The sequence below is a fragment of the Pseudoglutamicibacter albus genome (assembly GCF_031458175.1).
GTDB lineage: Bacteria > Actinomycetota > Actinomycetes > Actinomycetales > Micrococcaceae > Pseudoglutamicibacter > Pseudoglutamicibacter albus.
Genome location: NZ_JAVDXX010000001.1, coordinates 1,762,517 through 1,782,629, shown reverse-complemented (window position 1 = coordinate 1,782,629; position 20,113 = coordinate 1,762,517). Strand labels below are relative to the sequence as shown.

The 20,113-nt window shown below is 58.4% G+C and carries 17 protein-coding genes; 13 read left to right on the top strand and 4 right to left on the bottom strand.

Annotated elements, in window-relative coordinates:
* Window positions 1–13: 13 nt before the first annotated feature.
* Window positions 14–841, bottom strand: a complete 828-nt coding sequence (locus tag J2S67_RS07865; protein ID WP_310247891.1) for an AEC family transporter — start codon at window positions 839–841, stop codon at window positions 14–16.
* A 209-nt stretch (window positions 842–1,050) separates the two neighbouring features.
* Here J2S67_RS07865 and J2S67_RS07860 point away from each other — a divergent pair, with 209 nt between their 5' ends.
* Window positions 1,051–1,623, top strand: coding sequence for an NADPH-dependent FMN reductase (locus tag J2S67_RS07860; RefSeq protein WP_019174205.1), 573 nt, complete (start codon window positions 1,051–1,053; stop codon window positions 1,621–1,623).
* 112 nt (window positions 1,624–1,735) lie between these two features.
* Here J2S67_RS07860 and J2S67_RS07855 read toward each other — a convergent pair whose 3' ends face one another.
* A complete protein-coding gene (locus J2S67_RS07855) occupies window positions 1,736–3,601 on the bottom strand; it encodes a phosphoenolpyruvate carboxykinase (GTP) (RefSeq protein WP_070491708.1) in 1,866 nt (621 codons plus the stop codon).
* A 244-nt stretch (window positions 3,602–3,845) separates the two neighbouring features.
* Here J2S67_RS07855 and nrdI point away from each other — a divergent pair, with 244 nt between their 5' ends.
* The 7 genes from nrdI (at window position 3,846) to J2S67_RS07820 (ending at window position 12,555) form a co-directional block, all read left to right on the top strand.
* Entirely contained in the window at window positions 3,846–4,361 is a 516-nt protein-coding gene (gene nrdI / locus J2S67_RS07850) for a class Ib ribonucleoside-diphosphate reductase assembly flavoprotein NrdI (protein WP_019174207.1), read from the top strand.
* Window positions 4,358–6,532, top strand: a complete 2,175-nt coding sequence (gene nrdE / locus J2S67_RS07845; protein WP_016664110.1) for a class 1b ribonucleoside-diphosphate reductase subunit alpha — start codon at window positions 4,358–4,360, stop codon at window positions 6,530–6,532. Before nrdI ends, nrdE begins: the two co-directional genes overlap by 4 nt.
* Before the next feature lie 114 nt (window positions 6,533–6,646).
* Entirely contained in the window at window positions 6,647–7,675 is a 1,029-nt protein-coding gene (gene nrdF, locus J2S67_RS07840; RefSeq protein ID WP_082784698.1) for a class 1b ribonucleoside-diphosphate reductase subunit beta, read from the top strand.
* Between the two features lie 179 nt (window positions 7,676–7,854).
* A complete protein-coding gene (locus J2S67_RS07835; protein WP_310247857.1) occupies window positions 7,855–9,111 on the top strand; it encodes an ATP-binding protein in 1,257 nt (418 codons plus the stop codon).
* Window positions 9,112–9,405: 294 nt separating this feature from the next.
* Window positions 9,406–10,032 (top strand): transposase, encoded by a 627-nt coding sequence (locus J2S67_RS07830; RefSeq protein WP_141742505.1) that lies wholly within the window; start codon window positions 9,406–9,408, stop codon window positions 10,030–10,032.
* A gap of 108 nt (window positions 10,033–10,140) precedes the next feature.
* The gene (gene istA, locus J2S67_RS07825; protein WP_052048583.1) at window positions 10,141–11,784 is read left to right on the top strand and encodes an IS21 family transposase; all 1,644 of its coding nucleotides are present in this window, start codon (window positions 10,141–10,143) and stop codon (window positions 11,782–11,784) included.
* A gap of 3 nt (window positions 11,785–11,787) precedes the next feature.
* The gene (locus J2S67_RS07820; protein ID WP_310247853.1) at window positions 11,788–12,555 is read left to right on the top strand and encodes an ATP-binding protein; all 768 of its coding nucleotides are present in this window, start codon (window positions 11,788–11,790) and stop codon (window positions 12,553–12,555) included.
* A gap of 61 nt (window positions 12,556–12,616) precedes the next feature.
* On the opposite strand, the gene J2S67_RS07815 is transcribed toward J2S67_RS07820, so the two are convergent.
* Window positions 12,617–13,477 carry an AEC family transporter gene (locus J2S67_RS07815; protein WP_310247851.1) on the bottom strand — a complete coding sequence of 287 codons (861 nt, stop codon included), beginning with the start codon at window positions 13,475–13,477 and terminating at the stop codon, window positions 12,617–12,619.
* 327 nt (window positions 13,478–13,804) lie between these two features.
* Here J2S67_RS07815 and J2S67_RS07810 point away from each other — a divergent pair, with 327 nt between their 5' ends.
* The 5 genes from J2S67_RS07810 (at window position 13,805) to J2S67_RS07790 (ending at window position 18,912) form a co-directional block, all read left to right on the top strand.
* Window positions 13,805–14,875, top strand: a complete 1,071-nt coding sequence (locus J2S67_RS07810) for an iron-siderophore ABC transporter substrate-binding protein (protein WP_310247850.1) — start codon at window positions 13,805–13,807, stop codon at window positions 14,873–14,875.
* Between the two features lie 2 nt (window positions 14,876–14,877).
* Window positions 14,878–15,918: a FecCD family ABC transporter permease gene (locus tag J2S67_RS07805; protein WP_310247848.1), complete on the top strand. Its 1,041-nt coding sequence runs from the start codon at window positions 14,878–14,880 to the stop codon at window positions 15,916–15,918.
* Window positions 15,919–16,022: 104 nt separating this feature from the next.
* Complete coding sequence (locus J2S67_RS07800) at window positions 16,023–16,970, top strand: FecCD family ABC transporter permease (protein ID WP_310247846.1); 948 nt, start codon at window positions 16,023–16,025, stop codon at window positions 16,968–16,970.
* Between the two features lie 105 nt (window positions 16,971–17,075).
* Entirely contained in the window at window positions 17,076–17,879 is an 804-nt protein-coding gene (locus J2S67_RS07795; protein ID WP_070491727.1) for an ABC transporter ATP-binding protein, read from the top strand.
* A gap of 31 nt (window positions 17,880–17,910) precedes the next feature.
* On the top strand, window positions 17,911–18,912 hold the full coding sequence (locus J2S67_RS07790) for a siderophore-interacting protein (protein ID WP_310247841.1): 1,002 nt from the start codon (window positions 17,911–17,913) through the stop codon (window positions 18,910–18,912).
* Window positions 18,913–19,223: 311 nt separating this feature from the next.
* On the opposite strand, the gene J2S67_RS07785 is transcribed toward J2S67_RS07790, so the two are convergent.
* Window positions 19,224–20,054 (bottom strand): putative hydro-lyase, encoded by an 831-nt coding sequence (locus tag J2S67_RS07785; RefSeq protein WP_310247838.1) that lies wholly within the window; start codon window positions 20,052–20,054, stop codon window positions 19,224–19,226.
* Between the last annotated feature and the right edge of the window lie 59 nt (window positions 20,055–20,113).

Genomic DNA, 20,113 nt, shown 5'->3' with positions numbered 1-20,113 from the left:
GGGCGGGCAGCTTTCACCCGAATATCATCGCGCAGATGAACATGAGCGGCACCCCGAGCAGGGTTGAGAGCAACACGGTGTCTTTCGCGGTGACCATGTCTTGGTTGTAGTGGGTTGCGGTCACAAACACGTTCTGCGCGGTGGGAAGTACGCCGAGGATCACGGCCATGAAGATGCCGGCGGAATCGAGCTGGAACACGACGGCGGCCAGCAACCACGCGATGAGCGGGTGCACGATGAGCTTGAACGTGAGTGCGAGCAACACATCGGTGCGGCGGCCGCTGCCGTGCTGGAGCGGCTTGGAACCCACGAGCGAGATTCCGAACGCCATGAGCATCGCCGGGACCGCGGCGCCACCGAGGATTTCGATGGGGTTCATGACGGTTTCTGGGATGGTGGCTCCGGTGGTGGCTACGATGACGCCGGCGAGTGAGGCGAGGATCAGCGGGTTGGTTGCGATGCCTTTGAGCGCGCCGACCACGCCGGAGCCGACACGTTGGGTCTGAACATCGAGGCAGATGAGGGAGAGCGGCTGGAGGATCGCGAGCTGGAACAGCAGGACCGGCACGGAGTAGGTGGCGTCGCCGAGCACGAAGATCGCGATGGGGATGCCGAGGTTAGCCGAGTTGACCATGCCGGCTGAAAGCGCGCCCACGGTAAGTTCAGCTGACCTGCGTTTGAGGGCTAGGCATGCGATCAGCACGTAGAGCGTCATGACGGTGAACGCGCTGATCGCGGCGATGAACACTTGCGGCCCGAAGATGACAGCGACGTCGGCTCGCGCGATTGTGTGGAACAGTTGAAAGCCAGTGGCTTGGATCCCCGCAAGTTCCGGGAGCACCAGGCCGCGCTTGGTGCTCGGAGCTTCGGTTACTCATGAGGTTCGCAATGGCGGAATTGTTAACATAGGCTTGACCTCGTGAGCGAGTGCCGGTTCTGCTCGGCTTGGGGCAGCGACCGGCAGCTCGCGCCGCGCGAGTCTGTGGCGTATGAGGGCGCGGATCGCGGTGCATGATCCACAGTTGAAATAGAGAAAAGAGAGTGAAATGTATGACGAAGCGCGTGAGTGTGATTGTTGGGAGCCTGCGTCGTGGCTCCTTTGCCCGTAAGATTGCGCACAACCTGATTCCGATGTTCCCTGAGGGGTACGAGGCGAAGATCGTGGAGATCCGCGACCTGCCGCTGTACGATTTCGACTACGACGACCCAGAGGTCACCGACAAGCCGGTGCCGGCGGAGTACACGGAGTTCCGCGAGACGATTAAGGCCTCTGACGGGGTGCTGTTTGTGACCCCGGAGAACAACCGCACCATCCCGGCGTGCCTGAAAAACGCGGTGGATATTGGGTCGAAACCCAACGCCGACGTTGCGTGGAAGGGACTCCCGGCGGGAATTGTGAGCCACTCTGTTGGACGCATGGGCGGGTACTCGTCGCAGAAGAACCTGCGCCTTGCGCTTTCCTACTTCGACATGCCAACGCTTGGCCAGCCCGAGGTGTTCCTGTCGCAGTCGCCTGAGCTTTTCGGTGACGGGGATAAGATCACCCGCGAGTCAACCGTTGAGTTCCTGCAGAAATACATTGACCGCTTCGCTGAGCTGATCGAAAAAACCAGCCGCGATTAGTTTTCGCGGGCGCGTAACCCAAAGGCGAGGGGGAAACCGAACACGTTTCGGTTTCCCCCTCGTTTGTTGTGTGGCAGTTTTGTGTCGCCGCGGCCGCGCGGTGGCGCAGGCGCTAGCTGTCTGCGCCCCCTGCGTCAGTTGCCGCCTCGGCCCGCAACGCCTCGACAAGCGCCTCGTGTGCGTCCCAGATTTCGCGCGGCATATCGGGCAGCTCGCGCAGGTGCTCAGCGCGGTGATCGGTTTCCTGTAGCCAGCGTTCAACGTCAACCCGCAGCAGTTTGTCGAGATCCGCCGCGTCGATTTCGAGACCGGTAAAGTCGAGCTCTTCAACAAGCGGGAGCACGCCGATCGGGGTTTTGCGTCCCTTGACTTTGCCGTCGCGGTACTGTGTGAGCCAGTTCAGCGCGCGCAGGTTCTCGCGGAAGCCCGGCCACAGGTAACGACCGGTTTCGGGTTCGCGCTGGAACCAGTTGACGTGGGCAAACATCGGCATCTCTTTCAGCTGCCCGAGCACTTTAAGCCAGTGTTCGGCGTAGCGACCCTCGGAGTACGAGAAGAACGGACGCATCGACATCGGGTCGTAACGCAGCTGCCCGTCAAGCCCGTCCGCTGCGAAAGTCGCCTCGGCGCCGAGTGTCAGCCCGTCGTAGACGCCATCAACAAGGTTGTCGATTGCGCGGATCAGCGGTTCACGATCGCGGGTGCGGCCACCGAAGATAATCGCGTCAACGACCACGCCCTCGGGTTTGGAGACGTCTTCGGCGAGGTTCGGGATGCGCTCCAGCGGAATAGTGAAGCGGCTGTTCGGGTGCGCCCACGGTTCGTTTTGCTGCTCGGCGGTGCGGTCGGTGATTTTCGCGCCGGTCCAGTCGAGCCACCCTGCCGGGTCGGCCGGGGGTTCGGGGGTGAGACCCTCCCACCACACCTCGCCGGTGACTTCGTTGTAGGCGGTGTTGGTGAAGATCGTGCCCGATCCCTCAGCGATTGCCGCCATCGCGGTGGGGTTGGAACCCTCGTTGGTGTCTTTTGCGACACCGAAGGCACCGTTTTCGGGGTTGATGGCACGGAGTTTCCCTTCGTCGTCAACCCACATCCAGGCGATGTCGTCGCCGTAAAAATCAACGCGGTAGCGGTCGCCGAGTCCGTTTGGCGGCAGCGTCATCGCGAGGTTGGTTTTCCCTGACGCGCTCGGGAAGCCGCCGCACACGTGCGTGGTGACGCCGGTTTCACGGTCGTGGATCCCAAGCAGCAGGAACTGCTCCGCGAGGAACTTCCCTGAGGCGTAACCGTCGTAGGACGCCTGGCGCAGACCGTGGGCGATTTTACCAAGCAGCGCGTTGCCGCCGTACGCGGAGCCGAAGTGCAAAATGGTGCGCTCGTCTGCGACGGTCACAAACATCCGCTCGTCGGCGTCGGTGCCCTGCTGCAGCGCGGTAAGGTCACCGGTGAGGTGCACACCGCGCACGAAGAAGTCCTGGTCGCTGACACCGTCGAAGTGCTCAATTCCGACGCGGGCCATGCGGATCATCTGCAGCACCACGTTGCGGTCGTCGGTGAGCTCAACTCCGAGCGCGAAGTTCGCAAGCGGGGTGCCGGGAGGGGCCATCAGGTACGGCACCACGTACATGGTTTTACCCGCCGAAGCGCCGCGCATGCGGCTCGTCAGCAGCGGTTTGACCTCGCTTGAGTGGCGCCAGTTGTTGTAGCGCCCGCGATCCGCCTCGTCAGCCGTGGCGACAAAGGTGCGCTCTTCGGTGCGGGCGGTGTCTTTCGGGTGTGACCGTGAGTAGTAGCGACCTTTGCCTGCGCGGAGCATTTCGCCGGCGGCGATGGCCTCTTCGAGCAGCCTGGCGTCATCCGCTGCTGAGACGAGCTCGATCTTTTCAGGATTGGTGATCTCTGCCCACTCGCTCACAAAAGCGCGAACGCTTTCCACGTGAATCTCTGGAGGAACTTGAAATTGCTTTGATGCGGTCATCAGGCGCCCTCATTCATTCTTTAGTTTCCGGGTCTCACTTGTGCTCTCTACCGTAGTACGTCGAGTCTGACAGCACCATAAGTATCCCCTTTGAGTCTTGGGTTCGGTACGACGTAGTCTGCACTTCGGCGTGTCGTAGATTTGTGAGAGTATTCGTGCTAAACACTATATGTTGTGCCCGCAATGTGGGTCAGGACTAGATGTAGGGGTGGGATTGCTGAGGTGCAAATGCTGAGAGGAGAACATGCTGATGAGTGAACGCAGGGAAGGCCGAACACGAAGCGTCGCGGAGGTGCGAGTGCTCGAGGGGCAAGATTCACCTGACCTGGTGTTTTTCTCGAGCGTTTCGGAGAACACCCTCCGCTTCGTCGAGAAGCTCGAGCGCCCGGCGGTGCGGATCCCACTCCGACCGCGCACAGAGGGAATGATCCGAGTGACCAGGCCCTACGTGCTCGTGGTTCCGACCTACGGCGGCGGAGCGCAGGCCGGGGCGGTGCCGCGGCAGGTGATTACGTTCCTGAACGATCCTGCAAACCGCGCGCTGATCCGCGGCGTGATTACCGCGGGGAACACCAACTTCGGTGAGCACTACTGCATCGCAGGACCGATCATCTCAGCCAAGTGCAAAGTTCCTGAGCTGTACCGCTTTGAACTTCTTGGCACCAACCGCGACGTTGCTCGAGTCAAGGCTGGTTTAGACGAATTTTGGGCACGACAGAACACATTAGAAGCAGAAGCAAATGAGGAGGACGTCGCATGACGATCGCCACACCATCAGAAACAACCACCCCCAACACTGCACGGGTTGGCGGGGTCGGCGAGCGGAAGGACTACCACGCGCTCAACGCCCAGCTGAACCTGTTTGCGGCGGACGGGTCGATCCAGTTTGACAAGGATCACGAAGCGGCGGAGGCCTACCTGAACCAGCAGGTCATCCCGAACACGAAGCAGTTCGCTTCGGTGTGGGAACGCCTGGAGTGGCTGATCGAAAACGAGTACTACGAAGCCGAATACCTGCGCGCCTACGACAAGGACTTCGTCGAGCGCCTCCACGAACAGGCCGACGCTTTCGGGCACAAGTTCCAGACCTTCCTCGGTGCGTTTAAGTTCTTCACCTCCTACGCGCTGAAAACCTTCGACGGCAGCCTCTTCCTCGAAAACTTCGAGCAGCGAGTTGTTGCCACGGCGCTGTTCCTCGGTCAGGGTGACGAGGAACTGGCTTCGAAGACGGTCACCGAGATCCTCTCGGGCCGTTTCCAGCCGGCAACTCCGACGTTCTTGAACGCGGGTAAGAAACAGCGCGGCGAGCTCGTGTCGTGCTTCCTGCTGCGCGTTGAAGACAATCTCGAATCGATTGGCCGCAGCGTTAACTCTGCGCTGCAGCTGTCCAAGCGCGGCGGCGGTGTGGCGCTGCTGCTGTCAAACCTCCGCGAGGCGGGTGCCCCGATTAAGCAGGTCGAGAACCAGGCTTCCGGTGTTGTTCCCGTGATGAAGATCCTCGAAGACAGCTTCAGCTACGCGAACCAGCTCGGCGCTCGCCAGGGCGCAGGCGCTGCGTACCTGCACGCGCACCACCCCGACATTATGCGGTTCCTCGACACGAAGCGTGAAAACGCTGACGAGAAGATCCGCATTAAGACCCTGTCGGTTGGGGTTGTGATTCCGGATGTGACCTTCGAACTGGCTAAGCAGAACAAAGATATGCACCTGTTTAGCCCCTACGATGTGCTTCGCGAAACCGGTATTCCGCTTTCGGATCAGTCAATCACCGAGCGCTACGACGAGTTCGTCGCGAACCCGCGGATCCGCAAGACCACGATCAGCGCGCGCGAGTTCTTCAAGACCCTCGCTGAGCTGCAGTTCGAGTCGGGCTACCCGTACGTGCTGTTCGAAGACACTGTGAACCGTGCGAACCCGCTCGAGGGGCACATCAACATGTCGAACCTGTGCTCGGAGATTCTGCAGGTGAACACCGCCTCTGAGTACGACGCCGCAATCGGGTACGAGACGATCGGTCACGACATTTCGTGCAACCTCGGCTCGCTGAACATTGCGCAGGCAATGGCCAGCCCGGACTTCGGCGCAACCGTTGAGATTGCGGTGCGGGCGCTGACGAGTGTGTCGGATCAGACCGACATTCAGGCGGTGCCGTCAATTGCCGAGGGTAACCGTGCGTCACACGCCATCGGCCTCGGCCAGATGAACCTGCATGGCTACCTCGCTTCGCAGCGCATCCACTACGGCAGCGAAGAGGGAATTGACTTCACCGACGCGTACTTCCGCACGGTGACCTACCACGCGCTGCGCGCTTCGAACCAGCTGGCGATTGACCGCGGTGCGACCTTCGCGGGCTTCGAGAAGAGCGACTACGCTGACGGCAGCTACTTCGACCGTTACACGGCCGAGGAGTGGGTGCCAGAAACCGCGCGGGTGCGTGAGCTCTTCGCCGAGGCTGGAGTTGCGCTGCCGACGGTTGCGGACTGGGAACAGCTGCGCGAGTCGATCCGCGAACACGGTATCTACAACGCGTACCTGCAGGCGGTGCCACCGACCGGGTCGATTAGCTACGTGAACAACTCGACGGCTTCGATCCACCCGATCGCCTCGAAGATTGAGATTCGTAAAGAGGGCAAGCTCGGCCGCGTGTACTACCCGGCTCCGCACATGACAAACGACAACCTCGAGTTCTTCGAAGACGCTTACGAAATCGGCGCCGAGAAGATCATCGACACCTACGCTGCTGCGACCAAGCACGTGGATCAGGGTCTGTCGCTCACGCTGTTCTTTAAAGACGAGGCGACCACTCGCGACATCAACCGCGCGCAGATCTACGCGTGGCGCAAGGGCATCAAGACGCTGTACTACATCCGCCTGCGCCAGCCCGCGCTCGAGGGAACCGAGATCGAAGGCTGCGTTTCCTGCGCGCTGTAGTCGCGTTCGCGCCCGCGTGTGCGCCCGTGCTGCGCGCGCGGGCGCACCGCGCGCCGTCCGCGCACTCCGCGCACTGACCACCAGACACCATTAGTGAAAGAGCTTTATTGAACTATGACTGATCCGTTGAACACCGACCGCCCGCTGCAAGAGATCTCGGTCACCCCGCCGTCGTACCGCCACGACCCGACAGCCCGGCTGCGCCCCATTAACTGGAACCGCGTCACCGACGACAAAGACCTCGAGGTGTGGAACCGTCTGACCGCGAACTTCTGGCTGCCAGAGAAGGTGCCGCTGTCAAACGACATCCCCGCGTGGCAGAAAATGACCCAGGAAGAGCGCACCCTCACGATGCGCGTCTTCACCGGTCTGACCATGCTCGACACCGTGCAGGCAACTGTCGGTGAGATCGTGCAGATCCAAGACTCCCGCACCGAACACGAAGAGGCCGTCTACACCAACATTGCGTTCATGCAGTCGGTGCACGCCCGCTCGTACTCCTCGGTGTTCTCAACGCTGACGAGTACCCCGGAAATCGACGACGCCTACCGCTGGGCAGTTGCCAACGATCTGCTGCAGGAACGCTGCAAGAAGGTGCTGCACCACTACTACGGCGATGATCCGCTCAAGCGTAAAGTGTCTTCGACGCTGCTGTCGTCGCTGCTGCTGTACGCAGGGTTCTACCTGCCGCTGCACTTCTCGGTGCACGCGACGCTGACGAACACCGCAGACATGATCCGCCTGATTCTGCGTGACAAGGCAGTGCATGGTTACTACTCGGGTTACAAGTACCAGCGCGGACTCGAGACGCAGAGCAAAGAGCGTCAGGAAGAGATGCGCAAGTTCACCTTCGACCTGCTGGAAGAGCTCTACGAGCTTGAGCTGCAGTACTCGGGTGAGCTGTACGAGCCGCTCGGCCTGATGGACGACGTTGCCGTGTTCGTGCGTTACAACGCGAACAAGGCGCTGATGAACCTCGGTTACCCGTCGCGGTTTACCGCTGAAGAGACCGAAGTGAACCCTGAGATTCTCGCGGCGCTGTCACCTGGCAGCAACGAAAACCACGACTTCTTCAGTGGATCAGGATCGAGCTACATCATCGGTAAGGGCGAAGACACCACCGACGACGACTGGGACTTCTAGGCTCAAGGGCTTAACGGCTCGAGGGCTCAGCGGCTCGATTCGGGCCGCACCGTCCGAATAGCGCACCGCGGGTTGGACGCTGGCACACGCCGGCAACCTTCCCGCGGTGCGCTGTTTTGTGCCCGAGCCAGCGCGATTCTTGTCGACTAAGATCGACAAAACCTCCGCAAAGTAGCAGCTTGTCGACTATACTCGACAAAACAGGGAGGTTTGTGGTGGACAGAATCATTGAACGCCCGAGATACTTTTCGCGGATCCAGCCCTTTATCGACAAACCCCTCGTGAAGGTGCTCACCGGTGTGCGTCGCTGCGGCAAATCTACGATTCTGCAGCAGCTGCAAGAAGTGATTCGCGCGGGCAGCGCTGATCCACAAGTGTTTGCGATGAATTTTGAGTCCGCTGACGGGCTTCACATCACAGACGCAGCGGCGCTGCTACGGCGCATCGAAGCCGAAAACCTCAACAAAAACACCCGCGCGTATTTCTTCTTTGACGAAATTCAGCAGGTCGCCGACTGGGAGAAAGCCATCAACGCGATCCGCGTCGACTATGACGCAGATATCTATGTCACCGGGTCGAATTCGCGCATGCTTTCCGGTGATCTCGCCACACATCTTGCCGGTCGCTACGTTGAGTTCTTGATCCAACCGTTTTCGTTTGCGGAATTTGTCGAGCTGCACCGCCAAAGCGACCGCACACTGAGCGAACACTTCCAGCACTTTGTGCAGTTCGGCGGTTTCCCGGCGTTGAAATACTTCAACCTCGACCGGGAACCCTCGCTCGACTACCTTGACTCGGTGTACAACTCGGTTGTGCTCAAAGACGTGATTGAGTATCACCAGATCCGCGACGTCGACATTTTTCACCGCATCGTCGGTTACTGCTTCGCAAATATTGGAAAAACCTTCTCGGCGCAGTCACTGGTGCGTTTTTTCAAAAGCGAGGGGCGCACCGTTTCGGTTGATACCGTGTTGAACTACCTTGAGTTTTGCGTGAACGCTTTCTTGATTTATCGGGTTCCGCGCTTTGAGATTGCGGGGAAGGCGAGGCTTCGGGCAACTGAGAAGTACTATGCGGTGGATCACGGTTTTCGTGAAACGCTCGGCCTTTCGAACCAGGCCGACATTGAGCTGACCCTCGAAAACATCGTGTGCGTGGAGCTGCTTGCGCGCGGGTACGAGGTAAGTGTCGGAAGAGCCGGCGCGCGCGAGATTGACTTCATCGCCCGCAAAGGTTCCGACACCGAGTACTTCCAGGTGAGTTACCTGCTCGGCAGCCAAAACACCGTCGACCGCGAGTTCGGTGCCCTTCGCGGGGTTACCGACAACTTCCCGAAAACCGTGCTGAGCATGGACCAGTTCGACATGAGCCGCGACGGGATCCAACACAAAAACATTATCGAGTGGCTTGTCGAGCCCTCACCGTTGCACAGCTAGGTGTCATCGCCTAGCCTGAATACCAACATGACCGGTACCGCTACCCATTTTGGTGGGAGCCCAGGGCCGGTCTTTGTTTTTCTCGATCTAGCCGTCATGCTCCTGTTGGGGTTATAGGTCAGAATGTGTGGCAAAAATCCCGGTTTTCCCCTGTGTTTACGCGGCAGAATCGGGTTTCATCTTTTACCCACAAAACTTGTTACCTGGACAAAATGTGTGGCATAAATAGCGTTCGTTGCCCGTGTTTACGCGCATTACCCGTGTTTAAGGTTTCATTTTTGCCAGTCTGGCTGAATGAACGTTCCTCACTGCCCTTTTTGTCGTCGTCGTTTGCATCGTGGCGGTCACACCAGTTCTGGTAAAACCCGTTGGCGTTGCCGGGTTTGTGGCATTTCTCAAGTGCAACAAATCGACAAGCGTACGCACCAGTTCAAACAATTCATGAAATGGCTGCTGGGTCGTACTTTGATGCGGGATATGCCTGGCGGAGGACGTACCTTCCGTCGTCACACTGCCTGGTGTTGGGACTTGTGGCCGGTGTTCCCAACCGTTGATGAAGTTCACCCTGTGGTGTTTATCGATGGTATTTACCTGGGGCGTCAAGCTGTTGTTTTGATTGCGTCTGCACCTCAGCACGTCCTCGGCTGGTATCTCGCTAAGACTGAGCACTCCGGGGCGTACCAGGGGCTGATGAAGCGGATCGCGGCTCCTTATATGGTCGTGTCTGACGGCGGGACTGGTTTCGCGAAAGCTTTACGTACTCAGTGGCCTGACACGAAACATCAACGCTGTTTGGTGCATGCTTCAAGACGGGTCACCCAGTTCACTACACAACGACCCAAAACAGCCGCTGGCCGGGACTTGCTTGTGATTGCGCGCGCTTTGACTATTGCGCGCGTGCATTTAGTAACACCGTGGTGAGTATCGGGTAACGCGATGGTGAGTATCGAGTAACACTGCTGTTTTCGGGGAAACTCTTTGGTGACCGCGTGACTTCAGGGCACGCGGCATTGCCAAAGGAGTCCGATTGTGACTGACTACAGGGCGGTGATGGACCTCGTGCTCAAAGGCTGGTCCGTTCGCCAGATCACAGCGACGATGGGATGCTCGCATTCCACGGTGCAAAAAGTTCGTAAAGTGCTGCAAGCAGAGCAGATCACGACCACGGCCCAGATTGCTGGGCTTAATGATGAAGCCGTAGCTGTGCTGTTTCATGACGGAAGATCCACAGGTCAGGGTGTGTTCGTCCCGATCGATTTCGATTCCGTGGTGAAAGCACGGACCGGAAGACATAAGACCACGCTGCAGGTCCTGTGGGGCAAGTACACCTCAACGCCAGCGCTGCCCGGGCAGCGGTACTACAGCTACGAGCGGTTTCGCCAGCTTGTCGCACAGCATGTTGATGCCACCGGGGTAACCGCCCGGATCGTGCACGCACCAGCTCACACAATGCAGGTGGACTGGGCAGGAACGAAGATGCGCCTGTTTGACCCCACCGGGGGCCGTCCAAGCAAGCTCAGTGTGTTTGTCGCTTCGCTACCGTATTCCGGGATGCTGTTTGCTTGTGCGTGTAGCAATGAACGCCAACAAGCGTGGCTGGACGCGCATATGCAGGCGTTTGAGTACTTCGGCGGGGTGGCAGAGGTCATCGTCCCGGACAACGCCTCGACGGCATCGAACGCGATAAGCGCTGCCGATCGCAATCGTCGTGTCAACACCACGTACGAGGAGTTTCTGGAGCACTACAACACCGCTGCGCTGCCAGCGCGGGCAAGACGGCCGAAAGACAAGGCCAATGTTGAGGCAGCGGTCAAGATTGTGACCCAAAAGGTCATCCATGCCCTTGACGACCACCAGTGCGTCAGCCTTGATGAGCTCAACAGTCGCATACTCAAACGAGTTGACGCGATTAATGCGCACACCCCGTTTCGCGGCAACACCATCAGTCGGCGGCAGCTGTTTGAAGACTTTGAGGCTGATTTGCTCACTGACCTTCCCAAACAGCGGTGGCAGCGCACGGAATGGAAGCGGGCCAAAGTCGCTCCCGACTTCCATATCGTCGTCGGCAGCGTGCATTACTCCGTGCCCTACACACTTGTCGGCCGCACTGTTGATGTACGTATCACCGGCAACACGCTTACGGTTTTCGATGCCGGCGAGCGACAAGCAGTACATACGCTTGCGCACCAACGCGGCACCTTCGTCACCGACACCGACCATATCCCGCCGCAGATGGCCAACACCCATGGGCTTTGGACCTGTGAATACTTCCTACGCGAAGCTGCCAGGGTAGGGCCGCACACCCGCCGGGTCATCGCTGAGCTTATGGATGCGCGCCCAATCAAAGCACAAGCGTTCTTCTCATGCCGCAACGTGCTTTCCATGGGAAAACACGACAACAAGCCCATCTTGGAAGAAGCTTGCCGGCGGCTCGTCGACCTTGAAGGCCGACGTCAGGCAGTGTCCTACACCGCCGTGAAAAACATGATGGCAGCCGTACGCAAAGAAGACACGGTACGCACCACCACACAGCCTGACCCCAACGCGCGAGATGCCGCTGCCACCTCCACCAACACTGCAGCAGCACCTATCCCGCGTGATACGCGCGGTGCGTACCTCGGCGGCGCGGAGCAGTTCAGCATCGAAAACCTCACGAAGAAAGGAAACAACTAACCCATGGATGCGCCACAACCAGCATCAACAACCGCACGATTCTTAGACGAATCAGTACTGCCCATCTTCACACAACTACGGATGACCGCCTTCGGCCGCACAGTCATCGACATTGCCGCGGACCAAGCATTCGACCAGTGGAGCTTCTCAGACAAAATCCTCTACGCACTCGATAAAGAAGTCGCAGCCAGGCACGAAAGACGAGTCAACAAACTGCTCAAAGCATCACGATCGCCAAACCCCGATGCTTGTGTTGAAGACATCGTTTACACGCCCAGCCGCAACATCAACAAAGAGCAAATCACCCGACTTGCTCAATGCCAATGGTGCCAGGATTCGAAAAACGTCGTCATCCTGGGCAAATCCTCCGTTGGCAAGACCTACCTCGCCCAAGCACTGCTCAATGCAGCGTGCCGAAAGGATTACTCCGCCAAGTTCTTCCGCACCGACTCGTTGGCCAACCAACTCGCCGTGCTGCATCACTCGGATCCTGAGCGCGTGAAGTTCCTCGAAGCCATTCACAACACCGATGTCCTCGTACTCGATGACTTTCTCACCACCCCGATCAATGAAGCCACCGCGCACCAACTGTTGACCATCATTGCGGAACGAGAAAACCGAGGAGCGACCATCGTGACATCCCAGTTCGCCCCCATCGAATGGTGCAAGTCCATCCCCGACGCTGTCATCGCTGAGTCGATCCTCAACCGGCTCGCCTTCGGCGCCGAGATCATCACACTAGAAGGAGACAACATGCGCCTAACCCACTAACCCCGCCCACCCCCCAAACGCCCGGGTGTTACTGGATACTCACCCGGGCGTTACTCGATCCTCACCATGGCGTTACTAAATCGGTGGTCTGAACATTCTGGGCGGTGGGGAGCACGCCGAGGATCACGGCCATGAAGATGCCGGCGGAATCGAGCTGGAACACGACGGCGGCCAGGAGCCACGCGATCAACGGGTGCACGATGAGTTTGAAGGTGAGCACGAGCACGACGTCGACCCGGCGGCCGCTGCCGTGCTGGAGCGGCTTGGAACCCACGAGGGAGATGCCGAACGCCATGAGCATCGCCGGGACGGCGGCTCCGCCGATGATTTCGATGGGGTTCATCACGGTTTGTGGGATGCTCACTCCGGTGGTGGCTACGATGACACCGGCGAGTGAAGCGAGGATCAGCGGGTTGGTTGCGATGCCTTTGAGCACACCGAGGATTCCGGCGCTGACCCGTTGGGTTTGAACGTCGAGGAATATGAGGGACAGCGGTTGAAGGATCGCGAGCTGGAACAACAGGACGGGGACTGAATAGGTTGCGTCGCCGAGCACGAAGATCGCGATGGGGATGCCGAGGTTAGCGGCGTTCACCTGGGAGGCTGAGAGCGCGCCGACGGTGAGTTCAGCGGATTTTCGTTTGAGGGCTAGGCGTGCGATGAGCACGTAGAGGGCCATGACGGTGAACGCGCCGATCGCGGCGATGAACACTTGCGGCCCGAAGATCACGGAGATGTCGGCTCGCGCGATCGTTTGGAACAGTAGGGCAGGGTTTGCGATGAGGAACGTGAGCCGGCTGAGGACGTAGCGGCCTTCGGGGCCCAAGACGTTGAGCCTTCCGGCAATGTAGCCGACCACGATCACAACCCAGATAGCTGTGAAGCCGGACAGTACACCAAGCATCGCCGAAACGTTGCCCATTCAGCGTCTCCTTCCGCAGGCAGCCAGGTAGATCCACTGTGAGGCCTCGGCGGAGGCCCCATCTAAACCTATCTGTTTGCAGCGAAACAGCCAGTGGCCCCGACCTTCGCCAGGCAGGCTCAGACTTGTTGTTCGTGCGGTGAAGGTCTGACGTGGGCGTGCTTTGCAGCACCTCTAAGGGTCACTTCAACACATATCGACAATTTAAGTCCGACGTTGCTTCTCTTATTAGGTTAGCCTAACCTTATGTTACTCTTTCCGAAGTACAGCGAACTGCTGGACTCGGAGGCACCCACCGAAACTCTCCGCACACAACAAAGGACCGACGTGAAGAAAATCTTTAAAACCCTGACGGCCGCGGTGGCCAGCGGTGCTATTGCATTCACTATGACAGCCTGCGGAAGCAACGAGGCGAGTAGCGAAAACAACACCAGTAGCGTCAGCGCCTCGGATTCCACCACGCAGTTCCCTATAACCATCAAACACCGGTTCGGGGAGACCCCTATCAAAGAGGCTCCGCAGCGAATTGCGTGTGTCGGCTGGGCGAACCAAGAAGTCCCACTTGCTCTGGGACAGGTACCCGTTGGTATGACCAAGGCCACCTACGGCGACGATGACGACAATGGCATCCTTCCATGGGTTGAAGACAAGCTGAAGGAACTCGGCGCAGACTCCGGCGACAAGAAGCCGGTGCTCTTCGATGAAACCGACGGCATTCCGTTTGAACAAGTCGCAGAAACAAAGCCCGACATTATTCTTGCCACTTACTCCGGAATCTCGAAGGAGGACTACGAAACACTCTCCAAGATTGCACCCGTCATTGCCTACCCAGACATGGCATGGGGCACATCATTGGAAGACATGGTTCTGATTAGCTCCAAGGCGATCGGTAAGGCCGATGAAGGCAAGAAGTTGTCTGAGAACCTGGATGCCACTATCGCCGACGCGCTTGAGAAATACCCGAACCTCAAGGGTAAGAAGGCACTCTTTGCCACCCCCGGCAACGGCTCAGACCCATCCAAGCTTAGCTTCTACTCCACAGAAGATCCTCGTATGGGATTCCTCATGGACCACGGTCTTGCAGCGCCGAAGATCGTCGAGGAAAAGTCCAAGACTGCCGACAATTTCTGGGTAGAAGTCTCTACTGAGAACCCGGAGCAATTCGATGATGTCGATCTCATCATCTCCTACTCCTCGGGCGATAAAGCCGAGGAGGAAAAGAAGGTCAAGGATATGCAGGCAGATCCACTGCTTTCCAAGATTCCAGCGGTGAAGAACGGCAACATTGCCTTCCTTGAAGATGGCCCACTAGGAGCCTCCGCGAACCCCTCACCGCTCGCTATCCCTTGGGGCATCGACCGTTACTTTGGAGCGCTTAACGAAGGGTTGAAGAAGTAACAGTGCCAACCTCTGTCCACGCTGTTTCAGCAAAGTCCGTTCCCCGGCCTTCGATTACCACCAAGTCAGCTGTATTCGGTTTTTTGCTGATACTTGGACTGATATCGGTGGTCGTCTCGGTGATGTTTGGCGTACGCAGTATTACGTTAACCGAGGCGCTTTCCGCCTTAGGTGGATCTACCGACACCGCGGGAGAGGCAGCAGCATGGACACGCATCCCGCGCACAGTGCTAGCACTGTGCGCGGGTGCAGCGCTGGCCACCTCGGGCGTAGCATTTCAAGCTGTCACTCGAAACCCACTCGCAGACCCCGGAATATTCGGCGTTCTTGCCGGCGCTTCATTAGCAGTTGTTATCGGTATCACCTTCTTCAACATCAGTCGCACGATGCCGACAATGCTGATTGCATCAATGGGTGCATTCGCGGCTGCAGTGTTTGTCTACTGCGTGGGATCAATCGGCCACGGCGGAGCCACTCCACTCAAACTAGCTCTTGCCGGAGCTGCCACGGCCGCCGCCCTATCCAGCTTGACCAGTGCCATTCTGTTGCCGCGAGCCGATGTCATGGACGCGTTCCGCAACTGGCAAATTGGCTCCGTCAGCGGTGCGCAGTGGGAATCACTGAAGATCGCCTTTCCTTTGCTTGGTCTCGGATTCGTCATCGTCTCTTTAACCAGCAGCGGGCTCAACGCGCTCTCTCTTGGCGATGATGTCGCCACCAGCCTCGGCATCAACTTAACCCGTACGCGAGTCCTGGCAACACTCGGGGCGGTGCTGCTCTGCGCAACCACCACTGCCGTCACTGGCCCGATTGCTTTCGTCGGTCTCATCGTCCCCCACGTTCTACGGATGGTCCTTGGGACCGGCCACCGCGTTCTCATCCCAGCAAGCGCCCTGACAGGAGCAGTATTACTCACGCTTGCTGACACTGTTGGGCGCCTCGTCGGTGACCAATCCGAAATCGCAGTCGGCATCATCATGCCTCTCATCGGAGCCCCACTGTTTATTTGGATCGTGCGACAGACAAGGATGCGGGACCTATGACACACCTCGTTCCCGACATGTGCCCCCGGAATAGGGTCAGCGAACTAGCGAACTCTATCCAAGAACAACGTGGCAGAGCCCGAATTCGTTTTACGCTCACATTAGTGGTTCTTGCAACGGTTACGGCCGCGCTGTGGATGCTGAGTCTCATGTTTGGAGATTCTTTCTATACCCTTGCCGACGTCGTCAGCGTCATCAAGGGTGACACTGTTCCCGGTGCATCCTTCGCAGTGGGCGAACTACGTCTACCACGCGCCACGATTGCAATTGTCGCCGGCTTTGCATTTGGCGTATCAGGAATCATCTTCCAAACGATGCTCCGAAACCAGTTAGCTTCACCGGACATTATCGGTATTTCCGCTGGTGCGGCCGCTGCCGGCTCGACCATGATTGTGCTATTTCATGCCTCTCAGGCGGCCGTGTCAACGGTGGCGCTAATGGTGTCGTTAGGCGTGGCTGCGCTGACCTACCTGCTGGCGTTGAAATCGGGGTTTACTGGCACCCGCCTGATTCTAACGGGAATTGGCATTGCCGCGATGTTGCAGGCGTGGACCACCTACGTACTGTCGAAGGCTTCCGCGTGGGACCTGCCGACGGCAACACGCTGGTTGACTGGGTCGTTGAATAACATGTCCTGGGAGCGCGGATTTCCGCTAGTTATTACGGTTCTAGCCGTGACGCCGTTGCTATTGATTGGCGCGCATAAGCTATCAATCTTGGAGCTTGGAGACGACGTTGCCACCTCACTCGGACTGCGCGTGAACTTGCTTCGTGGGGCTCTAGTTGTCGGAGCCGTCATGCTCATCGCAGTGGCGACATCCGCAACCGGACCAATCTCATTTGTCGCATTCATGGCAGGCCCCATCGCGATTCGGATATTCAGGCCCGGCGCGAACCTCATAGTGCCATCAGGATTGGTCGGAGCCCTCTTAGTACTTGCCGCGGACTTAGCCGGTCAATACCTCTTCGGTACGCGTTACCCCGTCGGCGTTATTACCGGTGCATTCGGGGCCCCCTTTTTGATCTATCTGCTCGTCAGAGCATCTCGATAGCTCTACTTTGTTCATCACATTGCATGAACACCGTTTCATTCCCGGCGTATTGATGGCTGCAACCATCCCTGTCAGCATCACCTAAAAATCAAGGAGTCACTCACCGTGGCCGCACAACTGAATGCTCAGTCTCTTGCTTCTGGATATGGGGAAAAACCCATCGTGAAAGACCTGACTTTGTCATTCGAGACAGGAAAGATTACTTCGATTGTCGGGCCAAATGGTTGTGGCAAGTCAACGTTTCTACGGACGCTAGCTCGATTGATTCGACCATCAGCTGGAGTCGTTGAGCTGGATGGCAAGGAGCTAAGTTCCTATTCCTCCCGGGAATTGGCAAAGCGGCTCGGGCTGCTTCCACAGACGCCCATCGCTCCTGACGGCATCACTGTCGCAGACTTAGTCGGCCGTGGTCGAACCCCGTACCAGGGAATTCTGGGTCGCTGGAGTTCAGCCGACTACGACATCGTCGCCGAAGCTATGGAAGCTACCCGAGTCTCAGACCTCGCTGGGCGGTGCCTCGAAGAGCTATCCGGTGGCCAGCGTCAGCGTGTATGGATCGCAATGGCACTCGCGCAACAAACCGATGTGCTGCTTCTCGACGAACCCACAACCTACCTAGATCTAAAACACCAATTAGAAGTCCTCGATTTACTAACTGATCTCAATCATCGTCATGGCACCACCATCATCATGGTGCTGCACGACCTCAACCTGGCTGCCCGGTATTCGGATGTTCTCGTCGCCATGCGCGACGGCCGACTGCATTCCGCAGGCGCGCCTGTCGACGTGCTCACACAAGAGCTAACCAGAGAAGCGTTCGACCTCGAATCGCGGATTATTACCGATCCGGTCTCAGGGCTACCCACGGTTACGCCCATTGGGCGACATCACTCAAAACTAGCTCAGTAGACGTAAACAACTCATCAGATTAAGGATTCCTATGGGATACCAGCCACATCGCGTTCGCGTTGCCCGCACCCGACAGATTTCCCCGCACTTTCAGCGCTTAACACTTCACGGCGTGGAGAATGTCGGGCCAAAGGACACGATTCGAGACGTCCGTATCAAAGTCCTTATCCCAACCAAGGGTCAGCTTCCAGACCTGCCTGAGGAGAACTGGCTCACTGCATGGAAAGACCTTGACCCCCAAACTCGCGGTCATATCCGCACGTATTCAATCCGCGCTTTTCGACGCGACTTGTCAAACAACACTCCTGATGAACTCGACATCGATTTCGTGTTGCACCCCCATGCCGCTGGACCAGCGTCTGTTTGGGCTACAAAGGCACAGGTCGGTGACGAGCTGCTCATCATCGCACCGACACGAGACGATGAGTCCGGCCACGGCATCGAATTCGCCCCTGGAACTAGTAGCCGCATCGTGATGCTTGGAGACGAAACTGCCTTGCCGGCAATTGCCAAGACTCTGGAGGAATGGCCTGAGGGAGTACAGGGAGACGTGTTTGTTGAGATTCCATGTACAAGCGATGCTCAGCAACTAGAAGTACCGCCTGGAGTCTCAGTACAGTGGCTGGCGCGAGCGGAAGATGAGCGCGACTCTTCGGGCGAGCAGCTGTACTCCAGTCTGGTGAAGATTGTCGACAATGCGTCAAGCCAGGCCCCGCAAGAATCGCCGTCAAACGTTCTCGAAAGGAACGCATCGCCAACCACCATACCGGCGGGCGAAAATGACGCCAGCGTTCTGGTGTGGGAGACTCCAAGCTTTTCGCAGTCCGGTGAAGATATTTCCTATGGCAGAAGTGAAGACCAGGCCAACACAGAGTCCCTAGATCCGACGCTATCCGGGACTTACTTCTGGATTGCAGGTGAATCTTCCGCGGTGGTTCGGATGCGGAGGCTACTGGTGAAGGAATGCCAAGTTCCGAGAAATCAGGTGTCATTCATGGGGTATTGGAAGCGGGGCTACGCCGCGAAAGGATAACTATTAGACCTGTTGGGTTGCCAGCTAACAGAGGCTGAGAGTGGTTGGAGCCCAAGCTGTTCTCAAGCTACTTATGTAATGACCCCGCCAATCCGTCATGCGTTGTGGAACTCAGGAGCATATAACGGTGTCAAACATAAGCCTGCGGTGTCCAAGGGGCACGTTGTGCAGTTTTATCCACGGTACGTTGAGAACGTATGAGCCATTGGATGAATGAGACGAAACTGGAGATCGAAACTTTTGTCCTCAGAGGGACAGGGGTTATGTTTCCTGCCTCGGATGGACTCCTGCCTACTACGGGTCCCCGCCCACTAGGGAACTTGCAGGTCTGTGTTCTTGAGGTCGGTGATGAGCATGTGCCCTGGGCCGTGGCCGATCGCGAACTCCGGCTTCGACGCCATCACGGCCGCCTGCGGGGTCACACCGCACGCCCAGAACACCGGAACCGTGCCGTCAGGGATCTCCACGGGGTCCCCGAAGTCCGGCGCCCCAAGGTCCTCGATACCGATAGCTTCCGGATGCCCCACGTGCACTGGCGCGCCGTGCACGCCCGGGTAGCGGGAGCTGATCCGCACCGCATCGGCCACCCGGTCCGCAGGGATAGGTCGCATCGAAACCACGAGCGGCCCCGACATCCGGCCTGCAGGTTCGCACGCGATGTTCGTGCGGTACATCGGCACGTTGCGGCCCTGCGCGATGTGCTGCACCGGGATTCCCGCCTCCAAAAGCGGCGCTTCGAACGTGAACGAACACCCGATGATGAACGTCACGAGGTCATCGCGCCAATACTCCAGAACATCCGACGGGGTGTCCACGAGCTCGCCATCCCGGTACACGCTGTAGGACGGCGCATCGGTTCGGATATCGCCGCCGGCCAGCAGCGGCCCCGTGGTCGCGCCAGCCTCAAGAACCCCGAGCACAGGGCATGGCTTCGGGTTGCGCTGCGCGAACAGCAAAACATCGAACGCCAGGTCCTTGGGCACGATGAGCAGGTTGGCTTGCGCCCAACCGTCACTGAAACCTGCGGTTGGCCTCCGCAGACCTTCGCGGAAGAGCGCGCGGGCTTCCACCGGGGTCAAGCGTGCCACTTCGTCGCCGGCTCCGTTGTGTGGGTCAGCGCTGTTCACCGCCGTGGGGTTCATCGTGTTCTCCTTCGTCCGCCTGCTTATTCCTCCGCTTGCTACACGCGTAGGGCCCGGCG

Coding starts and splice junctions, on each gene's coding strand:
- J2S67_RS07860 (WP_019174205.1), top strand. CDS start 1,051: ATGACGAAGCGCGTGAGTGTGATTGTTGGGAGCCTGCGTCGTGGCTCC.
- J2S67_RS07855 (WP_070491708.1), bottom strand. CDS start 3,601: ATGACCGCATCAAAGCAATTTCAAGTTCCTCCAGAGATTCACGTGGAA.
- nrdI (WP_019174207.1), top strand. CDS start 3,846: ATGCTGATGAGTGAACGCAGGGAAGGCCGAACACGAAGCGTCGCGGAG.
- nrdE (WP_016664110.1), top strand. CDS start 4,358: ATGACGATCGCCACACCATCAGAAACAACCACCCCCAACACTGCACGG.
- nrdF (WP_082784698.1), top strand. CDS start 6,647: ATGACTGATCCGTTGAACACCGACCGCCCGCTGCAAGAGATCTCGGTC.
- J2S67_RS07830 (WP_141742505.1), top strand. CDS start 9,406: ATGAACGTTCCTCACTGCCCTTTTTGTCGTCGTCGTTTGCATCGTGGC.
- J2S67_RS07820 (WP_310247853.1), top strand. CDS start 11,788: ATGGATGCGCCACAACCAGCATCAACAACCGCACGATTCTTAGACGAA.
- J2S67_RS07815 (WP_310247851.1), bottom strand. CDS start 13,477: ATGGGCAACGTTTCGGCGATGCTTGGTGTACTGTCCGGCTTCACAGCT.
- J2S67_RS07790 (WP_310247841.1), top strand. CDS start 17,911: ATGGGATACCAGCCACATCGCGTTCGCGTTGCCCGCACCCGACAGATT.
- J2S67_RS07785 (WP_310247838.1), bottom strand. CDS start 20,054: ATGAACCCCACGGCGGTGAACAGCGCTGACCCACACAACGGAGCCGGC.